At 57.5% G+C, this 17,711-nt stretch carries 17 protein-coding genes; 14 read left to right on the top strand and 3 right to left on the bottom strand.

Annotation, left to right across the window (positions count from 1 at the left end; all coding sequences use genetic code 11):
* The first annotated feature begins 15 nt into the window (after positions 1 to 15).
* Both C4S72_RS16525 and rluB read left to right on the top strand, forming a co-directional pair.
* Positions 16 to 408 (top strand): H-NS family histone-like protein, encoded by a 393-nt coding sequence (locus C4S72_RS16525; RefSeq protein WP_104004262.1) that lies wholly within the window; start codon positions 16 to 18, stop codon positions 406 to 408.
* A 77-nt stretch (positions 409 to 485) separates the two neighbouring features.
* On the top strand, positions 486 to 1,385 hold the full coding sequence (gene rluB / locus C4S72_RS16520) for a 23S rRNA pseudouridine(2605) synthase RluB (RefSeq protein WP_104004261.1): 900 nt from the start codon (positions 486 to 488) through the stop codon (positions 1,383 to 1,385).
* A gap of 104 nt (positions 1,386 to 1,489) precedes the next feature.
* On the opposite strand, the gene C4S72_RS16515 is transcribed toward rluB, so the two are convergent.
* Genes C4S72_RS16515 through ubiG form a run of 3 tightly spaced genes read right to left on the bottom strand, consistent with a single transcriptional unit; the run spans position 1,490 to position 3,679 of the window.
* The gene (locus C4S72_RS16515) at positions 1,490 to 2,245 is read right to left on the bottom strand and encodes a YciK family oxidoreductase (protein ID WP_104004260.1); all 756 of its coding nucleotides are present in this window, start codon (positions 2,243 to 2,245) and stop codon (positions 1,490 to 1,492) included.
* A gap of 58 nt (positions 2,246 to 2,303) precedes the next feature.
* Positions 2,304 to 2,960: an HAD family hydrolase gene (locus C4S72_RS16510; RefSeq protein ID WP_104004259.1), complete on the bottom strand. Its 657-nt coding sequence runs from the start codon at positions 2,958 to 2,960 to the stop codon at positions 2,304 to 2,306.
* The gene (gene ubiG, locus C4S72_RS16505; RefSeq protein WP_104004258.1) at positions 2,960 to 3,679 is read right to left on the bottom strand and encodes a bifunctional 2-polyprenyl-6-hydroxyphenol methylase/3-demethylubiquinol 3-O-methyltransferase UbiG; all 720 of its coding nucleotides are present in this window, start codon (positions 3,677 to 3,679) and stop codon (positions 2,960 to 2,962) included. The genes C4S72_RS16510 and ubiG overlap by 1 nt, the downstream gene beginning before the upstream one ends.
* A gap of 249 nt (positions 3,680 to 3,928) precedes the next feature.
* Here ubiG and gyrA point away from each other — a divergent pair, with 249 nt between their 5' ends.
* The 12 genes from gyrA to C4S72_RS16445 all read left to right on the top strand — a co-directional run bounded on the left by gyrA (position 3,929) and on the right by C4S72_RS16445 (position 17,701).
* Complete coding sequence (gene gyrA, locus C4S72_RS16500; RefSeq protein WP_104004257.1) at positions 3,929 to 6,598, top strand: DNA gyrase subunit A; 2,670 nt, start codon at positions 3,929 to 3,931, stop codon at positions 6,596 to 6,598.
* 57 nt (positions 6,599 to 6,655) lie between these two features.
* Positions 6,656 to 7,738, top strand: a complete 1,083-nt coding sequence (gene serC, locus C4S72_RS16495) for a 3-phosphoserine/phosphohydroxythreonine transaminase (protein WP_104004256.1) — start codon at positions 6,656 to 6,658, stop codon at positions 7,736 to 7,738.
* A 30-nt stretch (positions 7,739 to 7,768) separates the two neighbouring features.
* Complete coding sequence (gene pheA / locus C4S72_RS16490; RefSeq protein WP_104004255.1) at positions 7,769 to 8,890, top strand: prephenate dehydratase; 1,122 nt, start codon at positions 7,769 to 7,771, stop codon at positions 8,888 to 8,890.
* A gap of 64 nt (positions 8,891 to 8,954) precedes the next feature.
* Positions 8,955 to 10,061, top strand: coding sequence for a histidinol-phosphate transaminase (hisC, locus tag C4S72_RS16485; protein ID WP_104004254.1), 1,107 nt, complete (start codon positions 8,955 to 8,957; stop codon positions 10,059 to 10,061).
* Positions 10,055 to 12,268 (top strand): bifunctional prephenate dehydrogenase/3-phosphoshikimate 1-carboxyvinyltransferase, encoded by a 2,214-nt coding sequence (locus tag C4S72_RS16480; RefSeq protein WP_327332838.1) that lies wholly within the window; start codon positions 10,055 to 10,057, stop codon positions 12,266 to 12,268. The genes hisC and C4S72_RS16480 overlap by 7 nt, the downstream gene beginning before the upstream one ends.
* On the top strand, positions 12,268 to 12,963 hold the full coding sequence (cmk, locus tag C4S72_RS16475) for a (d)CMP kinase (RefSeq protein WP_104004252.1): 696 nt from the start codon (positions 12,268 to 12,270) through the stop codon (positions 12,961 to 12,963). The genes C4S72_RS16480 and cmk overlap by 1 nt, the downstream gene beginning before the upstream one ends.
* 28 nt (positions 12,964 to 12,991) lie before the next feature.
* On the top strand, positions 12,992 to 14,671 hold the full coding sequence (gene rpsA, locus C4S72_RS16470; RefSeq protein WP_104004251.1) for a 30S ribosomal protein S1: 1,680 nt from the start codon (positions 12,992 to 12,994) through the stop codon (positions 14,669 to 14,671).
* Between the two features lie 57 nt (positions 14,672 to 14,728).
* Positions 14,729 to 15,025, top strand: coding sequence for an integration host factor subunit beta (gene ihfB / locus C4S72_RS16465; protein WP_104004250.1), 297 nt, complete (start codon positions 14,729 to 14,731; stop codon positions 15,023 to 15,025).
* Between the two features lie 31 nt (positions 15,026 to 15,056).
* Entirely contained in the window at positions 15,057 to 15,362 is a 306-nt protein-coding gene (locus C4S72_RS16460; protein WP_104004249.1) for a LapA family protein, read from the top strand.
* 1 nt (position 15,363) lies between these two features.
* Positions 15,364 to 16,560 (top strand): lipopolysaccharide assembly protein LapB, encoded by a 1,197-nt coding sequence (gene lapB / locus C4S72_RS16455; protein ID WP_104004248.1) that lies wholly within the window; start codon positions 15,364 to 15,366, stop codon positions 16,558 to 16,560.
* Positions 16,561 to 16,575: 15 nt separating this feature from the next.
* Positions 16,576 to 17,280, top strand: coding sequence for an orotidine-5'-phosphate decarboxylase (gene pyrF, locus C4S72_RS16450; RefSeq protein ID WP_104004247.1), 705 nt, complete (start codon positions 16,576 to 16,578; stop codon positions 17,278 to 17,280).
* Positions 17,281 to 17,428: 148 nt separating this feature from the next.
* Positions 17,429 to 17,701 carry a ComEA family DNA-binding protein gene (locus C4S72_RS16445; protein ID WP_104004246.1) on the top strand — a complete coding sequence of 91 codons (273 nt, stop codon included), beginning with the start codon at positions 17,429 to 17,431 and terminating at the stop codon, positions 17,699 to 17,701.
* Positions 17,702 to 17,711 lie beyond the last annotated feature (10 nt).

Below are 17,711 nucleotides of genomic sequence, written 5' to 3'. Positions count from 1 at the left end.
GTTGAAGAGATTAAAATGACAGATTTCATCAAGACACTTACCCGGAAAAACTCTCTCCGCAAACAGGTTCAGGAACTTGGCGTTGCAGAAATCGAAAAGGTTATGTCTGACCTGACCGATATTCTGGAAGAGCGTCGCGCTGAAGAAGCAGCTCAGGCTGAGGCTGAAGCAGCCAAAGTTGCTGCTATCGAAGCGATTCGCAAGCAGATGATGGAATCCGGTGTTGCTCTGGAAGAGCTGGCCGAGCAGGTAGACTCTTCTCCGCGTAAGAGCGTAAAAGCCAAATACGTGATCAAGGTCGATGGCGAAGAGCATTTCTGGTCTGGCCGCGGTCGTACCCCGGTTGTCTTTGCTGATTACATGAAAGATAACGGCATCAGCAAAGATCAGCTGCCGACCGTAAGCTGATCCCAATATATAACGATGAAATGCAAAGCTCTTCGGTTGCAGACTGAAGAGCTTTTTTAGTTTGAGGCGACGTCAGAATGCAAGACGAAAAGCTGCAAAAGGTTTTGGCGCGCTCCGGTTTGGGCTCACGTCGTGAGATGGAGCGTTATATTAGCGAAGGACGGGTTGCGGTTAACGGTGAAACCGCGCAACTGGGTGATCGTGTAAAAGATGGTGATCAGGTATCTGTCGATGGACGTCCTGTATCCCTCGTATATTCATCGGACAGTCCTTGCCGAGTTCTCATTTATAACAAACCTGTTGGTGAGGTTTGTACCCGTCACGACCCGGAAGGTCGGACAACTGTTTTCGATAACCTGCCGCCGTTGAAAGTAGGGCGTTGGATTGTTATCGGGCGCCTGGATATAAACACCACTGGTCTGTTGATATTTACCACCGATGGCGAGCTGGCGAATCGCATGATGCATCCGTCGGCTAACATCGACCGCGAATATGCGGTGCGCGTGCTGGGCGATGTAAATGAGCAGACGCTCGAGCTCCTTAAGAAGGGGGTTCTGCTTGAAGATGGCATGGCGAATTTCAGCGATGTGCGTTACTTCGATGGTGAGGGCGCCAATAAGTGGTACCACTGCGTGGTCATGGAAGGGCGTAACCGTGAGGTTCGTCGTCTGTGGGAATCTCAGGGGTTGCAGGTCAACCGTTTGAAGCGTGTGCGCTTCGGTCCCGTATTCCTGCCCAGCGATGTTAAAGTGGGTACCTGGCGCGAGCTTGGCAGCAAGGAGATCAACGTGCTGCGTGATGAGCTTGGCCTGGATCGAGTAAAGGGCCAGGTAAGAAGTCGCGAAGAGCAGGTTGAGGAGAAGCGTCGCTATACGCGTCAGCGTCCCCGTCAGAGCACGGAAGCCAAAGTGGTTGAACAGCGTGCTCACAAGACCAAGGCTCGTTCTGTGGGGCGTCGTGTTGGTAAGAAGCGCTAAGATTTTTTCCTGAAATAAAAGCTCCTGAAATAAAAAAGCGCCGCCTGACTTAGCCAATAGCTTAGCCAGGCGGCGCTTTTTTGTGTGTGTTTAACGTGTGTGGTTCAGGCGGCGCCGTCGCCTTGAGCGTCAAGAGACTGGCCGTTCACCTTGCTGCTGTCGCTACCCATCAGGTAGAGGTAGACCGGCATGATCTGTTCGGGAGTCGGGTTAGTCTCAGGAGCTTCGGCCGGATAGGCGTATGCGCGCATGGCGGTGCGTGTAGCGCCTGGGTTGATGCAGTTAACGCGGACAGAAGAGATGTTTTCCAGCTCGTCCGCCATTACCTGGGCCATGCCCTCTGTGGCGAACTTGGAGACCGCGTAGGCGCCCCAGTGCGCCCGACCTTTGCGGCCAACGCCGGATGAGGTGAAGATTACGCTGGCATCGTCTGAGCGGCGCAGCAGTGGCATCAGTGTCTGCGTCAGCAGGAAGGGGGCGTTAACGTTTACCTGCATCACCTGCTGCCAGATGATGGGATCGTAGCTTTCAAGCGAGGTCCGTACGCCGAGGATGCTGGCGTTATGGAGGATTCCGTCCAGGCGGCCGAAGGTTTCCTCCAGCTGGTTGGTCAGTTCGATGTAGTCGTGCTCAGCGGCGGTTTCCAGATTCATCGGTACGATGGCGGGTTGTGGATAACCCTCGGCTTCCAGCTCGTCATAGACCTGCTCCAGTTTTTCCAGGGTGCGGCCGAGCAGTATCACCGTGGCTCCGTGGGCGGCGTAAGCGTGGGCAGCTGCCTTGCCGATGCCGTCGCCGGCACCGGTGACGAGTATGATCCGGCCGCTTAAGAGATCCTGGGGTGCATCGTAAGTAAACATCGTCAACTACTTCCTTAAAAAGCCTGCGAGAATTCAGATTCGTCCTGCGCTGATAGCCTCAGTTTAGCAGCGCGCCAAGCTCGCGCGTATCAGCGATTATATGGTCGGCGCCCCAGCTGGCGGGATCATCGCTGGAGTGCAGATATCCCCAGCTGCAGGCCACGGTGGTCATGCCGGCGCGTCGGCCTGCTTCTATGTCGCGCTGGTGATCGCCCAGATATAGCGCCTCGCTGGGCTCGCACTGTACCTGTTGGCAGGCCAGCAGCAAGGACTCCGGGTCGGGTTTGCGCTGCTTGACGTGTTCCGGACAGACCAGTGTTGCGCAGCGGTCGCTGAAGCCCAGTTTTTCGATAATGGTGTGACAGAAGCGTTCGGGCTTGTTGGTGACTATGCCCCAGGGAATGCCGTGCTGCTCCAGTTGGTTGAGCGTGGTGTCGAGGCCGGTAAACAGTTGTGCCTCGATCATAAGGTTCTGCTGGTAAAGATTGAGGAACTCCGTGAGCAGCGGTTCTGTTTCCGGGGCGTGAGTCTTGAGTGAGAAGGCGTTACAGATCATGGCGCGGGCGCCGTCGGAAACGTACTGGCGAAATGAGGCTCGGTCCACTGCTGGCAGGTTTCGATCTGCCAGCATTTTGTCTATCACCCAGTAGAAGTCGAGCGCGCTGTCGAGCAGGGTGCCGTCCAGGTCGAAGAGCACCGCCCGATAGCCTGGCATCAACTCTCGTCCTTCTGGGTGGCGATCATATAGTTGACGCTGACATCCTGGCTGTCGAGGCGGTAAGTACGCGTTAGCGGGTTATACACCAGGCCGGACATCTCACGGATAGAGAGTTTGCTGTTTCTGATCCATTCGCCGAGCTCGGCGGGCTGGATGAATTTTTTGAAGTCATGAGTGCCGTTTGGCACCAGTTTTAGCACTCGTTCCGCGCCGAGGATCGCAAACAGGTAGCTTTTCGGGTTGCGGTTCAGCGTGGAGAAAAACAGCTTTGCACCCGGCTTGGCCAGTCTTGCGCAGGCCGCGATGATCGAGCCCGGATCCGGGACGTGTTCCAGCATCTCCATGCAGGTCACCACATCGAAGGACTCAGGTTCTTCTGCCGCAAGCTCCTCAACCGTGATCTGGCGGTACCGCACCTGGACGCCGCTTTCGAGGCCGTGCAGCTTGGCGACCTTCAGTGGCGCCTCACCCATATCGATGCCGGTTACGTCGGCGCCGCGTTTGGCCATGGACTCAGAGAGGATGCCGCCGCCGCAGCCCACATCGAGAACACGTTTGCCGGCCAGCGGTGCGATACGGTCTATAAAGCCGACGCGCAGCGGATTGATGTCATGAAGTGGTTTGAACTCACTGTCTCTGTCCCACCAGCGGCTGGCCAGTTCCTCGAACTTGGCGATTTCCGCCGGATCGATATTCTGTGCCTGTTTTTCGGTCATGGGCGTGTTCTCAACTCTGTTCTCGACGGGCGGTTCCCGACGGGCTGTAGGATGCGCAAAGCCGGCATTCTAGCATCGCTGTGGCGGGGCGGAAAATTCACTAGGGAGCAGGATTGCTGTCGGTCGCTCAATTGAGATTTGAGCCTGGAGGGTGGGAGTTAAAGGTTTATCAATGTGATATACTCGCGCGGTTAAAAATTACAGCGAATTTCCAGCTGTAAGCCTTACGAACCAAGGAAAGCTGAGCGAATGGGTGATTTAGCCAAAGAAGTTCTGCCAGTCAATATCGAAGATGAGCTGAAACAGTCTTATCTCGACTACGCGATGAGCGTCATCGTTGGCCGGGCACTGCCCGATGTGCGTGACGGCCTCAAGCCGGTGCACCGCCGCGTGCTCTTCGCCATGAACGAGTTGAACAACGACTGGAACAAGCCGTACAAGAAATCCGCCCGTGTGGTCGGTGATGTGATCGGTAAGTATCACCCGCATGGCGACAGTGCCGTTTATGACACCATCGTGCGTATGGCGCAGGACTTTTCCATGCGCTACATGCTGGTCGATGGCCAGGGTAACTTCGGTTCGGTGGATGGCGACTCGGCGGCAGCGATGCGTTATACCGAGATCCGCATGGCAAAGATCTCTCATGAGTTGCTTGCTGACCTGGATAAGGAAACCGTCGATTACGTTGACAACTACGACGGCACCGAGCTGATCCCCGCTGTACTGCCGACCCGCGTGCCGAACCTGCTGGTGAACGGTTCTGCCGGTATCGCCGTTGGTATGGCGACCAATATCCCGCCCCACAACCTGGGCGAGGTGGTGCGTGGTTGTATCGAACTGATCAACAACCCGGAGCTGACCATCGATGAGTTGATGGAATTTATCCCGGGCCCTGATTTCCCCACCGGCGGTATCATCAACGGTCGTGCCGGCATCCTGCAGGCATACCGTACCGGTCGCGGTCGTATCTACGTGCGTGCCAAGCATCATGTGGAAGAACACCCGAAGAATGGCCGGCCGATGCTGGTCATCACCGAGATCCCTTACCAGCTCAACAAGGCGCGTCTGATCGAAAAGATCGCCGAGCTGGTTAAAGAGAAGAAGCTCGAGGGTATCAGTGAGCTGCGCGATGAGTCCGACAAGGACGGTATGCGCATAGTGATCGAGCTGCGCCGCGGTGAAGTGCCGGAAGTGATCATCAACAACTTGTTTGCCCAGACCGCGCTGCAGAGCGTGTTCGGCATCAATATGGTTGCGTTGGTTGATGGCCAGCCGAAGATCCTCGATCTGAAAGGCACGCTGGAATGCTTCGTCCGTCACCGCCGCGAAGTGGTGACCCGTCGTACCGTTTACGAACTGCGCAAGGCGCGTGAGCGTGGCCATGTGCTGGAAGGTCTCGCGGTGGCGCTGGCCAATATCGATCCGGTTATTGAACTGATCAAGGCCTCGCCGACTCCGGCGGAAGCTAAAGAGAAGTTGATCGCAACGCCCTGGGCGCCGGGCTCCGTGCTCGATATGCTCGAGCGTGCCGGCGAAGATGCCTGCCGTCCGGACGATCTTGAACCGCAGTTTGGTATGCATGACGGCAACTACCACCTGTCACCGGTTCAGGCCCAGGCGATTCTGGACCTGCGACTGCACCGTCTGACCGGGCTTGAGCATGAAAAGCTGCTGGGTGAATACCGCGAGCTGATCGAGAAGATCGCTGAGCTGCTGGAGATCCTGGGTTCCTACGAGCGCCTGATGGAAGTGATCCGTGAAGAGCTCGAAGCGATCGTTGCCGAATACGCCGACGAGCGCCGCACCGAGATCCAGGCTTCCATGCAGGACCTCACTGTGGCTGACCTGATCACCGAAGAGGATATGGTGGTCACCATCTCCCATGGTGGTTACGCCAAGACTCAGCCGCTGACCGCTTACCAGGCCCAGCGCCGCGGCGGAAAGGGTAAATCGGCAACTGCGATGAAGGATGAAGACTTCATCGAGCACCTGCTGATCGCCAACACCCACGACACCATTCTCTGCTTTACCAACCACGGCAAGGTTTACTGGCGCAAGGTTTACGAGATCCCGCCCGCGAGCCGCACCTCTCGTGGTCGTCCGGTGGTCAACATCCTGCCGCTGGCCGAAGGCGAATGGATCAGCACTATTCTGCCGGTGAAAGAGTTCGACTCCGAGCGCTTCATCTTTATGGCCACCGCCCAGGGTACGGTGAAGAAGACTCCGCTGGAGGCTTTCTCTCGTCCGCGCAGCACCGGTCTGATCGCGCTGGATATCCTCGATGGCGACCGTCTGATCGGCGCCTCTATCACCAGCGGACATGATGACATCATGCTGATCACCAGCGCCGGCAAGGCGATCCGTTTCAACGAGGCGGATGTGCGTTCCATGGGTCGTACCGCCCGTGGTGTCCGTGGCGTGAAAATGGACGACAGCACCAAGGTCATCTCGCTGATCATCCCGCGTGAGGGTGGTCGAGTACTGACCGCATCCGTGAAGGGTTACGGTAAGCAGACCGCCGTTGAAGACTTCCCGCTGCGCGGCCGCGGTGGTCAGGGCGTTATCGCCATGCAGTGCACCGAGCGTAACGGCGATCTGGCCGGTGCAGTGCAGATGATGGAAGGCGATGACGTGATGCTGATCAGTGATCGTGGCACGCTGGTACGTACCCGCTCCGAGGAGATCTCGGTGTTGGGCCGTAACACCCAGGGTGTGATGCTGATCCGTCTTGGCGATGAGGAGAAACTCTCAGGCATCGCCCGTATCGAAGAGCCCGATGAAGAGGAACTCGACGAGGAAGCGACGGCCGCAGCAGGCGCTGATAGCTCAGACGCTGAAAGTACGGATGTTGAGAGTACAGACACGGAAGGCGTTGATACGGACGCCGACAGTGGCGAAGAAAGTACGCCCGAAGAGTGATAAAAGCGGGGCCTAAGGGCCCCGTTGCTGCTTCTATTTCTGGAGTTGATACAGAGCATGACACGTAAACATAACTTCAGTGCCGGCCCGGCCGCACTACCCCTCGAAGTACTTGAGCAGGCCCAGAGCGAGATGCTCGACTGGCAGGGGCGCGGCCTCTCCGTAATGGAGATGAGCCACCGGGATAAAGCCTTTGTTGAGGTTGCGGAAACAGCGGAACAGGATCTTCGCGATCTGCTGTCGATTCCGGCCAACTACAAAGTGCTGTTCCTGCAGGGCGGCGCCACCAGTCAGTTCGGCATGGTGCCGATGAACCTGCTGCGTGGCCGTAGCAGCGCCGACTATATCAATACCGGCGTCTGGTCGCGCAAGGCGATCCAGGAAGCTGCGCGCTACGCCAGCATCGCGCAGGCGGGCAGTACCGAGGCTCAGGGTTATACCCGTGTGCCGACGCAGGCCGAGCTGACTCTGAACCCGGAAGCGGCCTACGTGCACTACACCACCAACGAAACCATCGGCGGTGTTGAGTTCGATTACATCCCCGATACTGGCTCCGTGCCGCTGGTGGCGGACATGTCGTCCGATATTCTTGCACGCCCGATTGATGTCAGCCGTTACGGCCTGATTTACGCTGGCGCGCAGAAAAATATCGGTCCTGCGGGCCTGACCGTGGTTATCGTGCGTGATGATCTGCTTGGCAACACCCTGGCGGGTACGCCGACCATGTTCGACTACAAGGTACACGCCGATGCTGACTCCATGAACAACACGCCGCCGACCTTTGCCTGGTACATGACAGGTCTGGTGTTCAAGTGGCTCAAGGCGCAGGGCGGTGTTGAGGCGATGGCGGTGCGCAACCAGCGCAAGGCCGAGAAACTTTATGCTGCAATTGACGCTTCCGACTTCTTTGCCAACCCGATCGACCCGGTCAACCGCTCACTGATGAACGTACCTTTTACCCTGGCCGACAGTGCTCTGGATGGACGTTTCCTGCAGGAGGCGCAAGCTAGCGGTCTGCTCAATCTGAAAGGTCACCGTTCTGTCGGCGGTATGCGTGCCAGCATCTACAACGCCGTACCCGAAGAGTCGGTTGATGCGCTGATCGCCTTTATGCGCGAATTTGAACGAACTGCGGGTTAAGGGGAGTGCGGTTCGTTCCGCGGAGAAACGATGAGCGATAGCAAACTACAACAGGAGCAGCGGGAACAGGAACAGGCGTTGAGTAAGGTGCGCGATCGTATCGATGAGATCGACCGCGAGATCCATCGCTTGCTTAATGAGCGTGCCCGTTGCGCCCAGACCGTAGCCGAGATCAAGACCAAGGGCGGTACCGAAGCGGCGGTGTTCTACCGCCCTGAGCGTGAAGCTCAGGTGCTGCGCAAGGTGATGTCACGTAACGAGGGGCCGCTGCCGGATCAGGAAGTAGCGCGCCTTTTTCGTGAGGTGATGTCGGTCTGTCTGGCGCTGGAGCAGCCGCTGGATGTGGTGTTCCTTGGCCCCGAGGCCAACTTCACCCAGCAGGCGGCGTTGAAGCACTTCGGTCATTCGGTGCGTTGCAATGCGCTGGGAAGTCTCGAATCGGTGTTCCGCGATGTGGAAGCCGGTCACGCGGATTTTGGCGTCGTGCCGATCGAGAATGCTGAAGATGGCGTGGTCAACCACGCCCTCGATCTTTTCAGCCGCTTTAACCTGAATATCTGTGGTGAAGTGGAGCTGCGCACTCATCAGCACCTGCTGATGGCGCAGCCATCAGAGATCGACCGGCTGGATGTCATTTATGCGCACCCCTTTGCCATTAACCAGTGCCGTCACTGGATAGAGGCCCGTTGTGCGGATGTGAAGTGCGTTGAGGTTGAATCCAACGCAGAGGCGGCGCGTTTGGCCGCCGAGTCCAGCACCGCCGCGGCGATCGGTGGTGATATCTCAGCAGACCTGTTCAACCTCGAGGTGGCCCAGGCAAACATCGAAGATCAGCCGGACAGTCTGACCCGTTATCTGGTGGTTGGGCGTCAGGCCGTGAGTGCCAGCGGGCAGGACAAGACCTCCATCCTGTTGATGGCTCATGACCGCCCCGGAGCTCTCTATGAACTGCTGGAGCCGTTCCGTAAGCGCAATATCAGCCTGACCCGGGTGGAAAGCCGCGCGGCGCCCCAGTCGGCCTGGGATATGCTGTTCTACGTTGACTTCGAAGGTCACGAGGAGAGTGCAGGGGTTGCTGAGTTGCTCAAGGAACTGGAGTCCGGTTCGGTCGAGCTGAAACGCCTTGGGTCTTATCCAAAGGCGGTTTTGTAAGGTCCGATTTTTTAGGTCTGTTTTTAGGTCTGAGAGTTGTAAGGATAGGGAGTCTTCTATCTCCATGAGTTTTGATCTGTATAGTCTTGCATCTCCCGGCATCGCGCAGTTGGCGCCGTATCGACCGGGCAAGCCCGCTGCAGAGCTGGAGCGGGAGCTGGGATTGACCGATATCGTCAGCCTGGCCAGTAATGAAAATCCCCTGGGGCCGAGTCCGGCCGCCATGGCTGCGGCGACAGCCGCCATCAGCGGCATGACGCGCTATCCCGATGCAGCGGGTTTCCGCCTCAAGGCGGCCCTGCGTGAACGTTTTGGCTTGAAGTCCGAACGCCTGACATTAGGCAATGGTTCAAATGAGCTGATCAGCCTGGCTGCACGTGTATTCGTGCGTCCCGGCGAACAGATTATCTATTCCGAATACAGTTTTATCGCCTACGCGCTGGCGACTCGCTTCGTCGAAGCGGAGCCGGTTGTTGTACCTGCTAAAAATGCAGGTCACGATCTTGCGGCGATGGCCGCTGCGGTGACCGGTAAGACTCGGTTGATCTTCCTGGCCAACCCGAATAATCCGACCGGCACCTGGTTCACCCGTGATGAGCTGGTGGCGTTTATGGATGCGGTTCCGTCGCGGGTGATCGTGGTGCTTGATGAGGCCTACACCGAGTATGTTGACCCCGCCGCCGGCCTGCCGGATGGCTTAAGCTTGCTCGAGAATTACCCCAACCTGGTTGTGCTGCGTACTTTCTCCAAGGCCTACGGCCTGGCGGGTCTGCGCGTAGGCTTCGCGGCGGCGGATCCTGCGGTCACTGACCTGATGAATCGCGTGCGTGATCCATTCAATGTCAACGCTCCGGCGCTCGCCGCCGCTGAGGCTGCCTTGTTTGACAGCGAGCACCTTGCGAAAACGCTGGAGGTCAACCGAGAGGGTGTTATCCAGTTGCGTGAAGGCTTGCAGCGGTTGGGGCTTGAGTCGCTGCCTACCCAGGGCAATTTCCTGCTGCTTGATCTAAAGCGTCCCGCCCAGGATGTCTTCGATCTGTTGCTCAGAGAGGGCGTGATTCCACGGCCGCTGGCGCCTTATGGTTTGCATGAGCATCTGCGCGTCACCGTTGGTCTCGCCGAGGAAAACCGACGCTTCCTGGCAGCGCTTGAAAAGGTGCTGGCGTGTTGAAGTTTTCCACCGGCCGCGTATTGGTTATCGGCCTCGGCCTGATCGGTGGCTCTCTTGCCCGGGCTTTGAAACAGCGCAAACTGGTCGACGAGGTCGTCGGTTTTGACCTGAACCGGGCAGAGTGTGAACTGGGATTGTCGCTGGGGGTGATCGACCGTATCGGGGAAGATCTGGGTCAAGAGGTTTCCAAAGCCGGACTGGTGCTGTTGGCAGTGCCGGTTAAGGTGATGGAAACCGTGCTCGCCGAGATCCGACCCTGGTTGCGCGAAGATACTCTGATTACCGACGTGGGCAGTACCAAGGGTAACCTGGTGCTGGCGGCACGCACGCTGTTCGGTGAACTGCCTCCTGGGTTTGTGCCTGGTCATCCCATTGCCGGTGCCGAGAAAAGCGGCGTCGGCGCATCCGATGTCGACCTGTTCGTGCGGCGCAAGGTGATACTGACACCGCTGCCCGAGTCAGCCCCCGAGGCGACTCTGGCGATAGCGCGTATGTGGCAGGCGGTGGGTGCCGAAGTGCTGCAGATGGATGTGAGTCGTCATGACGAGGTGCTGGCTGCAACCAGTCATCTGCCGCACCTGCTGGCATTCTCGCTGGTGGATACGCTGGCGCACGAGGCGGAAAATACCGACATCTTCCGCTATGCCGCCGGTGGCTTTCGCGACTTTACCCGTATCGCCGCCAGCGACCCGAGCATGTGGCACGACATCTGTTTTGCCAACCGGGATCAGCTGTTGGCGCAGATCGACCGTTTTACCGCCGGAGTTTCGCGTCTGCGTGATGCGGTAGATCGCGGAGATAGTCAGGCGCTGCTGGGTATTTTTACCCGCGCACGTTCCGCCCGCGAGCACTTCTCCCGCATCCTCGCCCGTTCGGCCTATTCACCTCAGGTGCAGCAGCGACCAGCCCGCTTTCTGGTGCGCCCGGACGGGAAAATTTCCGGCTCTATCGCTGTATCCGGTGATCGCTCGATCTCACACCGGGCGATTATTCTGGCGGCGCTGGCGGATGGCATTACCGATATCGACGGTTTTCTTGATGGTGAGGACAGCCTGGCTACGCTGCAGGCTTTTCGCGATCTGGGCGTGGTGATCGAAGGGCCACACCAGGGGCGGGTTCGTGTCTATGGCGTTGGTCTGAATGGACTGCAGCCGCCGGTTGGGCCTATCTACCTGGGCTCCTCGGGAACCTCAATGCGTCTGCTTTGCGGTGTGCTGGCCGGGCAGGATTTTGCCACTGAATTGTGTGGTGACGACCAGCTCAACACCGAGTCGATGCGTACCCTGGTGCAGCCGCTCAGGGCGCTGGGTGCACAGATCGATACCGCTGACGGCCACCGAGCACCGCTGAAAATCATGCCTGCACAGTTGCAGAGCCCCGGCGCGGCGCTGAGTGTTGGCAGTGCCCAGGTGAAGTCAGCATTGCTGTTGGCAGGTCTCTATACCCGGGGCCGCCTGTGTATCGAAGAGGAGGGAGTCTCCCGCGATCATACTGAGCGAATGCTCGGCCGTTTCGGCGTGAGTCTGCAGCAGGAAACTGAGCATATTTGTATCGAGCCTGGTCAGCGCCTGGTCGGTACCCAGCTGCGCATCCCCGGCGATCTTTCTCTGGCTGCCTTTTTCCTGGTGGCGGCAAATATTACGCCGGGCGCCGAGCTGTTGCTCGAGCATATAGGCATCAACCCTACGCGTATGGGACTGGTGACTATCCTCAAACAGATGGGGGCGGATATAGAGCTGCTGGATGCTCACGAAGAATGTGGAGAGCCGGTAGCTGACATCCGCGTGCGACATGCCGCGCTGCAGGGCGTCAGAATACCCGATGAACTTAGCCGGCTTGCGCTGAATGAGTGCCCTGCATTACTGGTCGCTGCCGTCTGCGCAGAGGGCGAAACGCGGCTGAGTTTGCCGGAGAACGATACGTTTTTGTCAAACACCCGGCTTACACTTATGTGTCAGGCACTGGAGCAGTTGGGTGTGGTTTTGAGCGTGAAGAACAACGAGCTGAGCGTTAGCGGCGGAGCTCTGGGAGGTGGCCGGCTTGATTCCGGCGGCGATCCCCGGGTTGCCATGGCGCTAACGATCGCGGCGCAGCGGGCCGCAGGTCCGCTCGATATTGCCGGCTGCGAATCGGTGGGTAGCTTTTGTCCCGAGTTTGCTGATCTGGCCCGACGTATTGGAATTGCTTTATTTAAGGAGGAGGACTGATGTCCCGCCGTGAACAAGAGGTCCCTGTTATCGCTGTCGACGGCCCAAGTGGGTCTGGCAAGGGTACCCTTTGCAAACTGATAGCCCGTTCGCTGGGCTGGCACTTGCTCGACAGTGGCGCCCTGTACCGTTTGACCGCGCTGGCGGCACGTCATCATGGCGTCAGCCTTGATGATACCGAGGCGCTGGAGGTGCTGGCCGCTCATCTGGACGTTAAGTTTCTGGCCGGCGAGCAGGATGAAGAGCTGCAGATCGTGCTGGAAGGGGAGGAAGTGACCCTGGCGATACGTACCGAAGAGGTGGGTGCGGATGCCTCAGTAGTCGCTGCACTAGGCCCGGTACGCGAAGCTTTGCTCAGTCGTCAGCGTGATTTTGTGCACGCGCCGGGGTTGGTTGCCGACGGTCGTGACATGGGGACTGTGGTGTTCCCTGAAGCGCCGTTGAAAATCTATCTTGACGCCAGTGCGGAAGAGCGCGCCAGGCGCCGTTATAACCAGTTGATTAGCAAGGGACTGGGTGCTAGCCTTGAAGCAATACTGGACGATATCAGGGCACGTGACGACCGCGATATGAATCGAGCCGTCGCTCCCCTTAAACCGGCGCCTGATGCAATTATTCTTGATTCCACCAAGATGACGATCGACGAGGTTCTGCTGGCGGTGCTGGACGAAGCGAGACATAGAGGGTTGCGCTGACGCGGCCCCATTTTGAGGACCGAGGGTGATGAGCGAGAGTTTTGCTGAACTGTTCGAGGAAAGCCTGAAAGACCTGGACATGGCGCCGGGATCGATCGTTACGGGCACGGTGGTCGCGATTGATAACGACTACGTTATGGTCAATGCGGGGCTTAAGTCGGAGGGGGTGATTCCCCTTGAGCAGTTTCGCGACGATAACGGCGAGGTCAGCCTGAAAGTCGGTGACGAAGTCAGGGTTGCCCTGGAGTCGCTTGAGGATGGCTTCGGCTCCACCCAGCTCTCCCGAGAAAAGGCCAAGCGTGCTGAAGCTTGGGCGGTCCTCGAAAAAGCCTACGAAGGCGAAGAGACAGTCACCGGCCATATCACCGGCCGGGTCCGCGGCGGTCTTACCGTGGATGTAAACGGTATCAACGCTTTCCTTCCCGGTTCTCTGGTGGATGTCCGTCCGCTGCGGGATACCTCTCATCTTGAGGGGCAGGAGCTTGAGTTTAAACTGGTCAAGCTGGATGCCCGCTCCAACAATATCGTCGTTTCCCGTCGCGCCGTACTTGAGGCGGTCTACAGCGAAGAACGTGAAAAGCTGCTTGAGAAGATGGAAGAAGGCCTGGTGGTCAAAGGGGTGGTCAAAAACCTCACCGACTACGGCGCCTTTATCGATCTTGGCGGTATCGATGGTCTGCTGCATATTACCGATATCGCCTGGAAGCGAGTCAAACACCCGAGCGAAGTTCTGAAAATTGGCGACGAGATTGACGTCAAGGTGCTCAAGTTTGATCGTGAGCGCAGCCGTGTCTCCCTTGGTCTGAAACAGCTGAAGGACGATCCCTGGAGCCAGCTCACCAAGGACTACACCGTCGGCGACAAGGTCACTGCCAAGGTCACTAATCTTACCGATTACGGTTGCTTTGCGGAGATCGCCGAAGGCATCGAAGGCCTGGTGCATGTCTCCGAAATGGACTGGACCAACAAGAATATTCACCCCTCCAAGGTGGTCTCCATCGGTGAAGAGATCGATGTGATGATCCTTGATATCGATCAGCAGCGCCGCCGTATCTCCCTGGGGATGAAACAGTGCAAGCAGAACCCCTGGCAGGCTTTCGCCAGCACTTACAAGAAGGGCGACCGTATCAGCGGTGCTATCCGTTCCATCACTGATTTCGGTGTCTTTGTTGGCCTGGAAGGTGGTATTGATGGCCTTGTGCACCTGTCCGATCTTTCCTGGGACGAGCCGGGTGAGACGGTCGTCAAGGAATACGCCAAGGGTCAGGAGGTTGAGGCGCTGGTGCTGTCTATTGATCCAGAGCGTGAGCGTATTGCGCTGGGTATCAAGCAGATGAATTCAGATCCGTTTATCGAATATGCCGATCAGAACCCGAAAGGGGCGATTGTTACGGGTAAGGTGACGGAAGTGGATCCGCGTCAGGCAACCGTTAGCCTGGCCGAAGGGATCGACGGGGTTCTTAAAGTCTCGGAGCTGTCCCGTGACCGGGTTGAAGATCTGACCAGCGAACTGTCCGTGGGCGATGAAATAGAAGCGGCGATTGTGAGTGTTGATCGCCGTAACCGCGCCATCAACCTGTCGGTTAAACAGGTTGAGATCAAAGAGCAGAAAGAAGCGCTGAAGTCCGTTCAGGAGAAGGCCGATGAAGCCGCTCCGACGACCATTGGTGATCTTATCAAGGCGCAGATGGAAAAGCGGGATTCCTGATCAGGCAGCCGGGCCGGCAGTTGTCGGCCTGGTCCCTAACTTCAGCGAGGAGCTGATATGACAAAATCGGAATTGATTGAGCGTCTGATCGACGCGCACCCTCAGTTATCGGTAAAGGATGTCGAACTTGCGGTAAAAACCATGCTCGATCATATGACCGAAGCCCTTTCGGAGGGGGATCGAATCGAGATCCGTGGTTTTGGCAGTTTTTCACTGCACTACCGTGCGCCGCGAATCGGCCGTAACCCAAAAACCGGAGATTCCGTGCCTCTGCCTGAAAAGTTTGTACCTCATTTCAAGCCGGGCAAAGAGCTGCGTGATCAGGTTAACCAGAGCCTTCAGGAAGAATCCTGAGTTTAGCCTAGAGTGATATAGAGGGCGTTCCGTGAACTGGATCAAAACCCTTCTTGCTGCCGTTATCGGTTTGCTGATACTGGCAGTGGGAATTCTTTTTACCGTGCATAACACCGAGCCGGTCAGCATTGATCTGGTGTTTTTCACCCTTCCTGAGGCGACGCTGTCACTCTGGCTGATACTGGCGTTTGTCGCCGGTGGGCTCTGCGGAGTGCTGTTGAGCAGTCTGACCATCGTGGCGTTGAAAACACGCTTGAGCCGTGCCCAGCGCAAGGTAACAAATAGTAGAGAAGAGATAGATCGCCTGCGCGCACTGGCGCTGAAAGACTCTGCCTGAAATGCCCGTTGATCCGCTCCTGCTGTTGTTACTGGTTGCTGCCATAGCGATCGGCTGGTTTCTAGGCCGTCGCTCGCTACTGTCCGATCGTGCCAGTAACGGTAAATCCCGCCAGGAGGGGGCGCTGAGCCGTGAATATTTTCAGGGGCTCAATTACCTGATGAGTGACCGTACCGATGAAGCTATCGAGAGCTTTGTACGGGCGCTTGAAATCAATTCAGACACCATTCCCGCCCATCTGGCGGTAGCGCGTTTGCTGCGTCGCAAGGGCGATGTGGATCGCGCCATCCGCGTGCACCAGACACTGCTGGCCCGACCAGGGCTTGATCATGCTGACTTTATCCGTATTCAGATGGCGCTGGCCCGCGATTACGAGGCGATTGGCTTGCTGGATAGGGCCGAAAACCTGTTGCATGAAATCATCCGTGATAACCCCGGTGCGGAGATGAAATCCAACGCCCTGGAGTTGCTCGTCAAACTCTATGAGAAAGAGGCTGAATGGAGCGATGCGCTGCGCATGGGGCGTCAGCTCGAAGCGGATGGTCAGGGTCGAATAGGTCATGAGCTGGCGCAGTACTGCTGTGAACTGGCGGAGAGTAGCCTGGCGAGACGGCGCTGGAAAGAGGTGCAGACCGGGCTGGCCGAGGCGTTGCGTTTCAATCCAGCCGTTGTCAGAGCAAATCTTCTCGGTGCCCGCATGGCGATGGAGCGGGGGGAATGGGTGCTGGCTATCAAGTATCTGCGGGCAGTGAAAGATCAGGAGCCGTTGCTGGTTTGTGAGACTATTCCCCTGCTTGAGCGTTGCTATCGCCAGGTTAATCGCGTCGATCAGTTTGAAAGCTATCTTGAAGAGTGTATGGTTCACGCGCCGTCAACGACGGTGCTGCTTGCCAGAACCGATCTGCTTTGCGAGCGCGAAGGTGTCAGAGCGGCGGGGCAGTTTATTACCGATGAGCTGAAAAGCCGCCCCTCGATCAGGGGGGTCAACCGCCTGATCGATCTGCATCTGGAATATGGCTCCAGTAGCGCCAGAGAGAGTCTCACGGTACTGCGAGGGCTGACGGGCCAGTTGGAATTAAGTAAGCCGATCTACCGCTGCGGGCACTGCGGGTTCGCGGGGCGCACTCTGCATTGGCACTGCCCCTCCTGCCGTCAGTGGGACAGTACGCGCCCCATACAGGGGTTGGAAGGTGAATAAACAGGTTGTCGAACAATGAATAAAGTAGAAAAACCGGTCATCGTGGCGCTGGATTACCCGGCGCAAGCTCCTGCTCTTGAGATGGCTGCGCGGCTCGATCCCGCCAAGTGTCGAGTCAAGGTCGGTAAAGAGCTGTTCACTCGTGAAGGTCCGGCCATCGTTGAAGCCTTGCAGAAGCGGGGGTTCGACCTGTTTCTGGATCTTAAATTTCACGATATCCCCAATACCGTTGCCAAGGCTGTACGCGCGGCGGCGGAGCTCGGAGTCTGGATGGTCAACGTCCATGCAAGTGGCGGCCGTCGGATGATGGAAGCGGCGCTGAACGAGCTGGCGCAGGTGTCAGGGAATACCAAGCTGATCGCCGTGACTGTATTGACCAGCATGGAGCGTTCGGACCTGGCTGAGATCGGTCTGGATATCGAGCCTCTTGAGCAAGTGCGTCGTCTCGCTAAGCTGACCAAAGATAGTGGTCTCGATGGCGTGGTCTGCTCGGCGCAGGAAGCGCAGATGTTGCGTGAAGAGATCAGCGGTGACTTTGATCTGGTCACCCCGGGTATTCGCCCTGCCTGGGCTGCGGCCGGCGATCAGCGTCGTATTCTGACACCAGCGGATGCTATTCGTGTCGGTTCGAGCTACCTGGTGGTAGGACGGCCAATCACTCAGGCTGAAGATCCTGCGCAGGCGGTTGAAGCGGTGCTGAGCGAAGTTGCGTCGGTCTGATATCGATTCAGGTTTCTTTGATCCCCACTGATTGACGGGGATCAAAGGCCGCCTGGGAAAAGCCTTTATATAGTGGGTTTCTGTTCACGGATTGAGCAGCGGGTAACCAAAAGGTTGCCATGTAACTTATTATGCAAAGGAAATCCTTATGCGTTCATTTCTTAAAGCGCTGTTACTGGCGCTCTGCTTTTTCTCTCCCTTCACCTACGCGGTCGATATCAATACCGCCAGCGTCGATCAGTTGGCCAGCTCCCTGGAGGGAATCGGTCCTGCGAAAGCGGCTGCGATTATTGAATATCGCGAAGAGTTTGGTCCCTTTGTCAGTGTCGACCAGTTACTGGAAGTCAGCGGTATTGGGCCCGCCACTGTAGAGAAAAACCGCGACAAGATTACGTTGAGTGCGGGTGAAAGCGCGGAGTAATGTTCAAGGC

It is taken from the genome of Marinobacterium lutimaris, assembly GCF_900108065.1.
GTDB lineage: Bacteria > Pseudomonadota > Gammaproteobacteria > Pseudomonadales > Balneatricaceae > Marinobacterium_D > Marinobacterium_D lutimaris.
The sequence above is the reverse complement of the archived record's forward strand: the minus strand, read 5'-3'. Positions and strand labels throughout refer to the sequence as shown.

Bases quoted from the DNA above. Each gene is read 5' to 3' on its own strand.
- C4S72_RS16525 (WP_104004262.1), top strand. From the start codon at position 16: ATGACAGATTTCATCAAGACACTTACCCGGAAAAACTCTCTCCGCAAA.
- rluB (WP_104004261.1), top strand. From the start codon at position 486: ATGCAAGACGAAAAGCTGCAAAAGGTTTTGGCGCGCTCCGGTTTGGGC.
- C4S72_RS16515 (WP_104004260.1), bottom strand. From the start codon at position 2,245: ATGTTTACTTACGATGCACCCCAGGATCTCTTAAGCGGCCGGATCATA.
- C4S72_RS16510 (WP_104004259.1), bottom strand. From the start codon at position 2,960: ATGCCAGGCTATCGGGCGGTGCTCTTCGACCTGGACGGCACCCTGCTC.
- ubiG (WP_104004258.1), bottom strand. From the start codon at position 3,679: ATGACCGAAAAACAGGCACAGAATATCGATCCGGCGGAAATCGCCAAG.
- gyrA (WP_104004257.1), top strand. From the start codon at position 3,929: ATGGGTGATTTAGCCAAAGAAGTTCTGCCAGTCAATATCGAAGATGAG.
- serC (WP_104004256.1), top strand. From the start codon at position 6,656: ATGACACGTAAACATAACTTCAGTGCCGGCCCGGCCGCACTACCCCTC.
- pheA (WP_104004255.1), top strand. From the start codon at position 7,769: ATGAGCGATAGCAAACTACAACAGGAGCAGCGGGAACAGGAACAGGCG.
- hisC (WP_104004254.1), top strand. From the start codon at position 8,955: ATGAGTTTTGATCTGTATAGTCTTGCATCTCCCGGCATCGCGCAGTTG.
- cmk (WP_104004252.1), top strand. From the start codon at position 12,268: ATGTCCCGCCGTGAACAAGAGGTCCCTGTTATCGCTGTCGACGGCCCA.
- rpsA (WP_104004251.1), top strand. From the start codon at position 12,992: ATGAGCGAGAGTTTTGCTGAACTGTTCGAGGAAAGCCTGAAAGACCTG.
- ihfB (WP_104004250.1), top strand. From the start codon at position 14,729: ATGACAAAATCGGAATTGATTGAGCGTCTGATCGACGCGCACCCTCAG.
- lapB (WP_104004248.1), top strand. From the start codon at position 15,364: ATGCCCGTTGATCCGCTCCTGCTGTTGTTACTGGTTGCTGCCATAGCG.
- pyrF (WP_104004247.1), top strand. From the start codon at position 16,576: ATGAATAAAGTAGAAAAACCGGTCATCGTGGCGCTGGATTACCCGGCG.
- C4S72_RS16445 (WP_104004246.1), top strand. From the start codon at position 17,429: ATGCGTTCATTTCTTAAAGCGCTGTTACTGGCGCTCTGCTTTTTCTCT.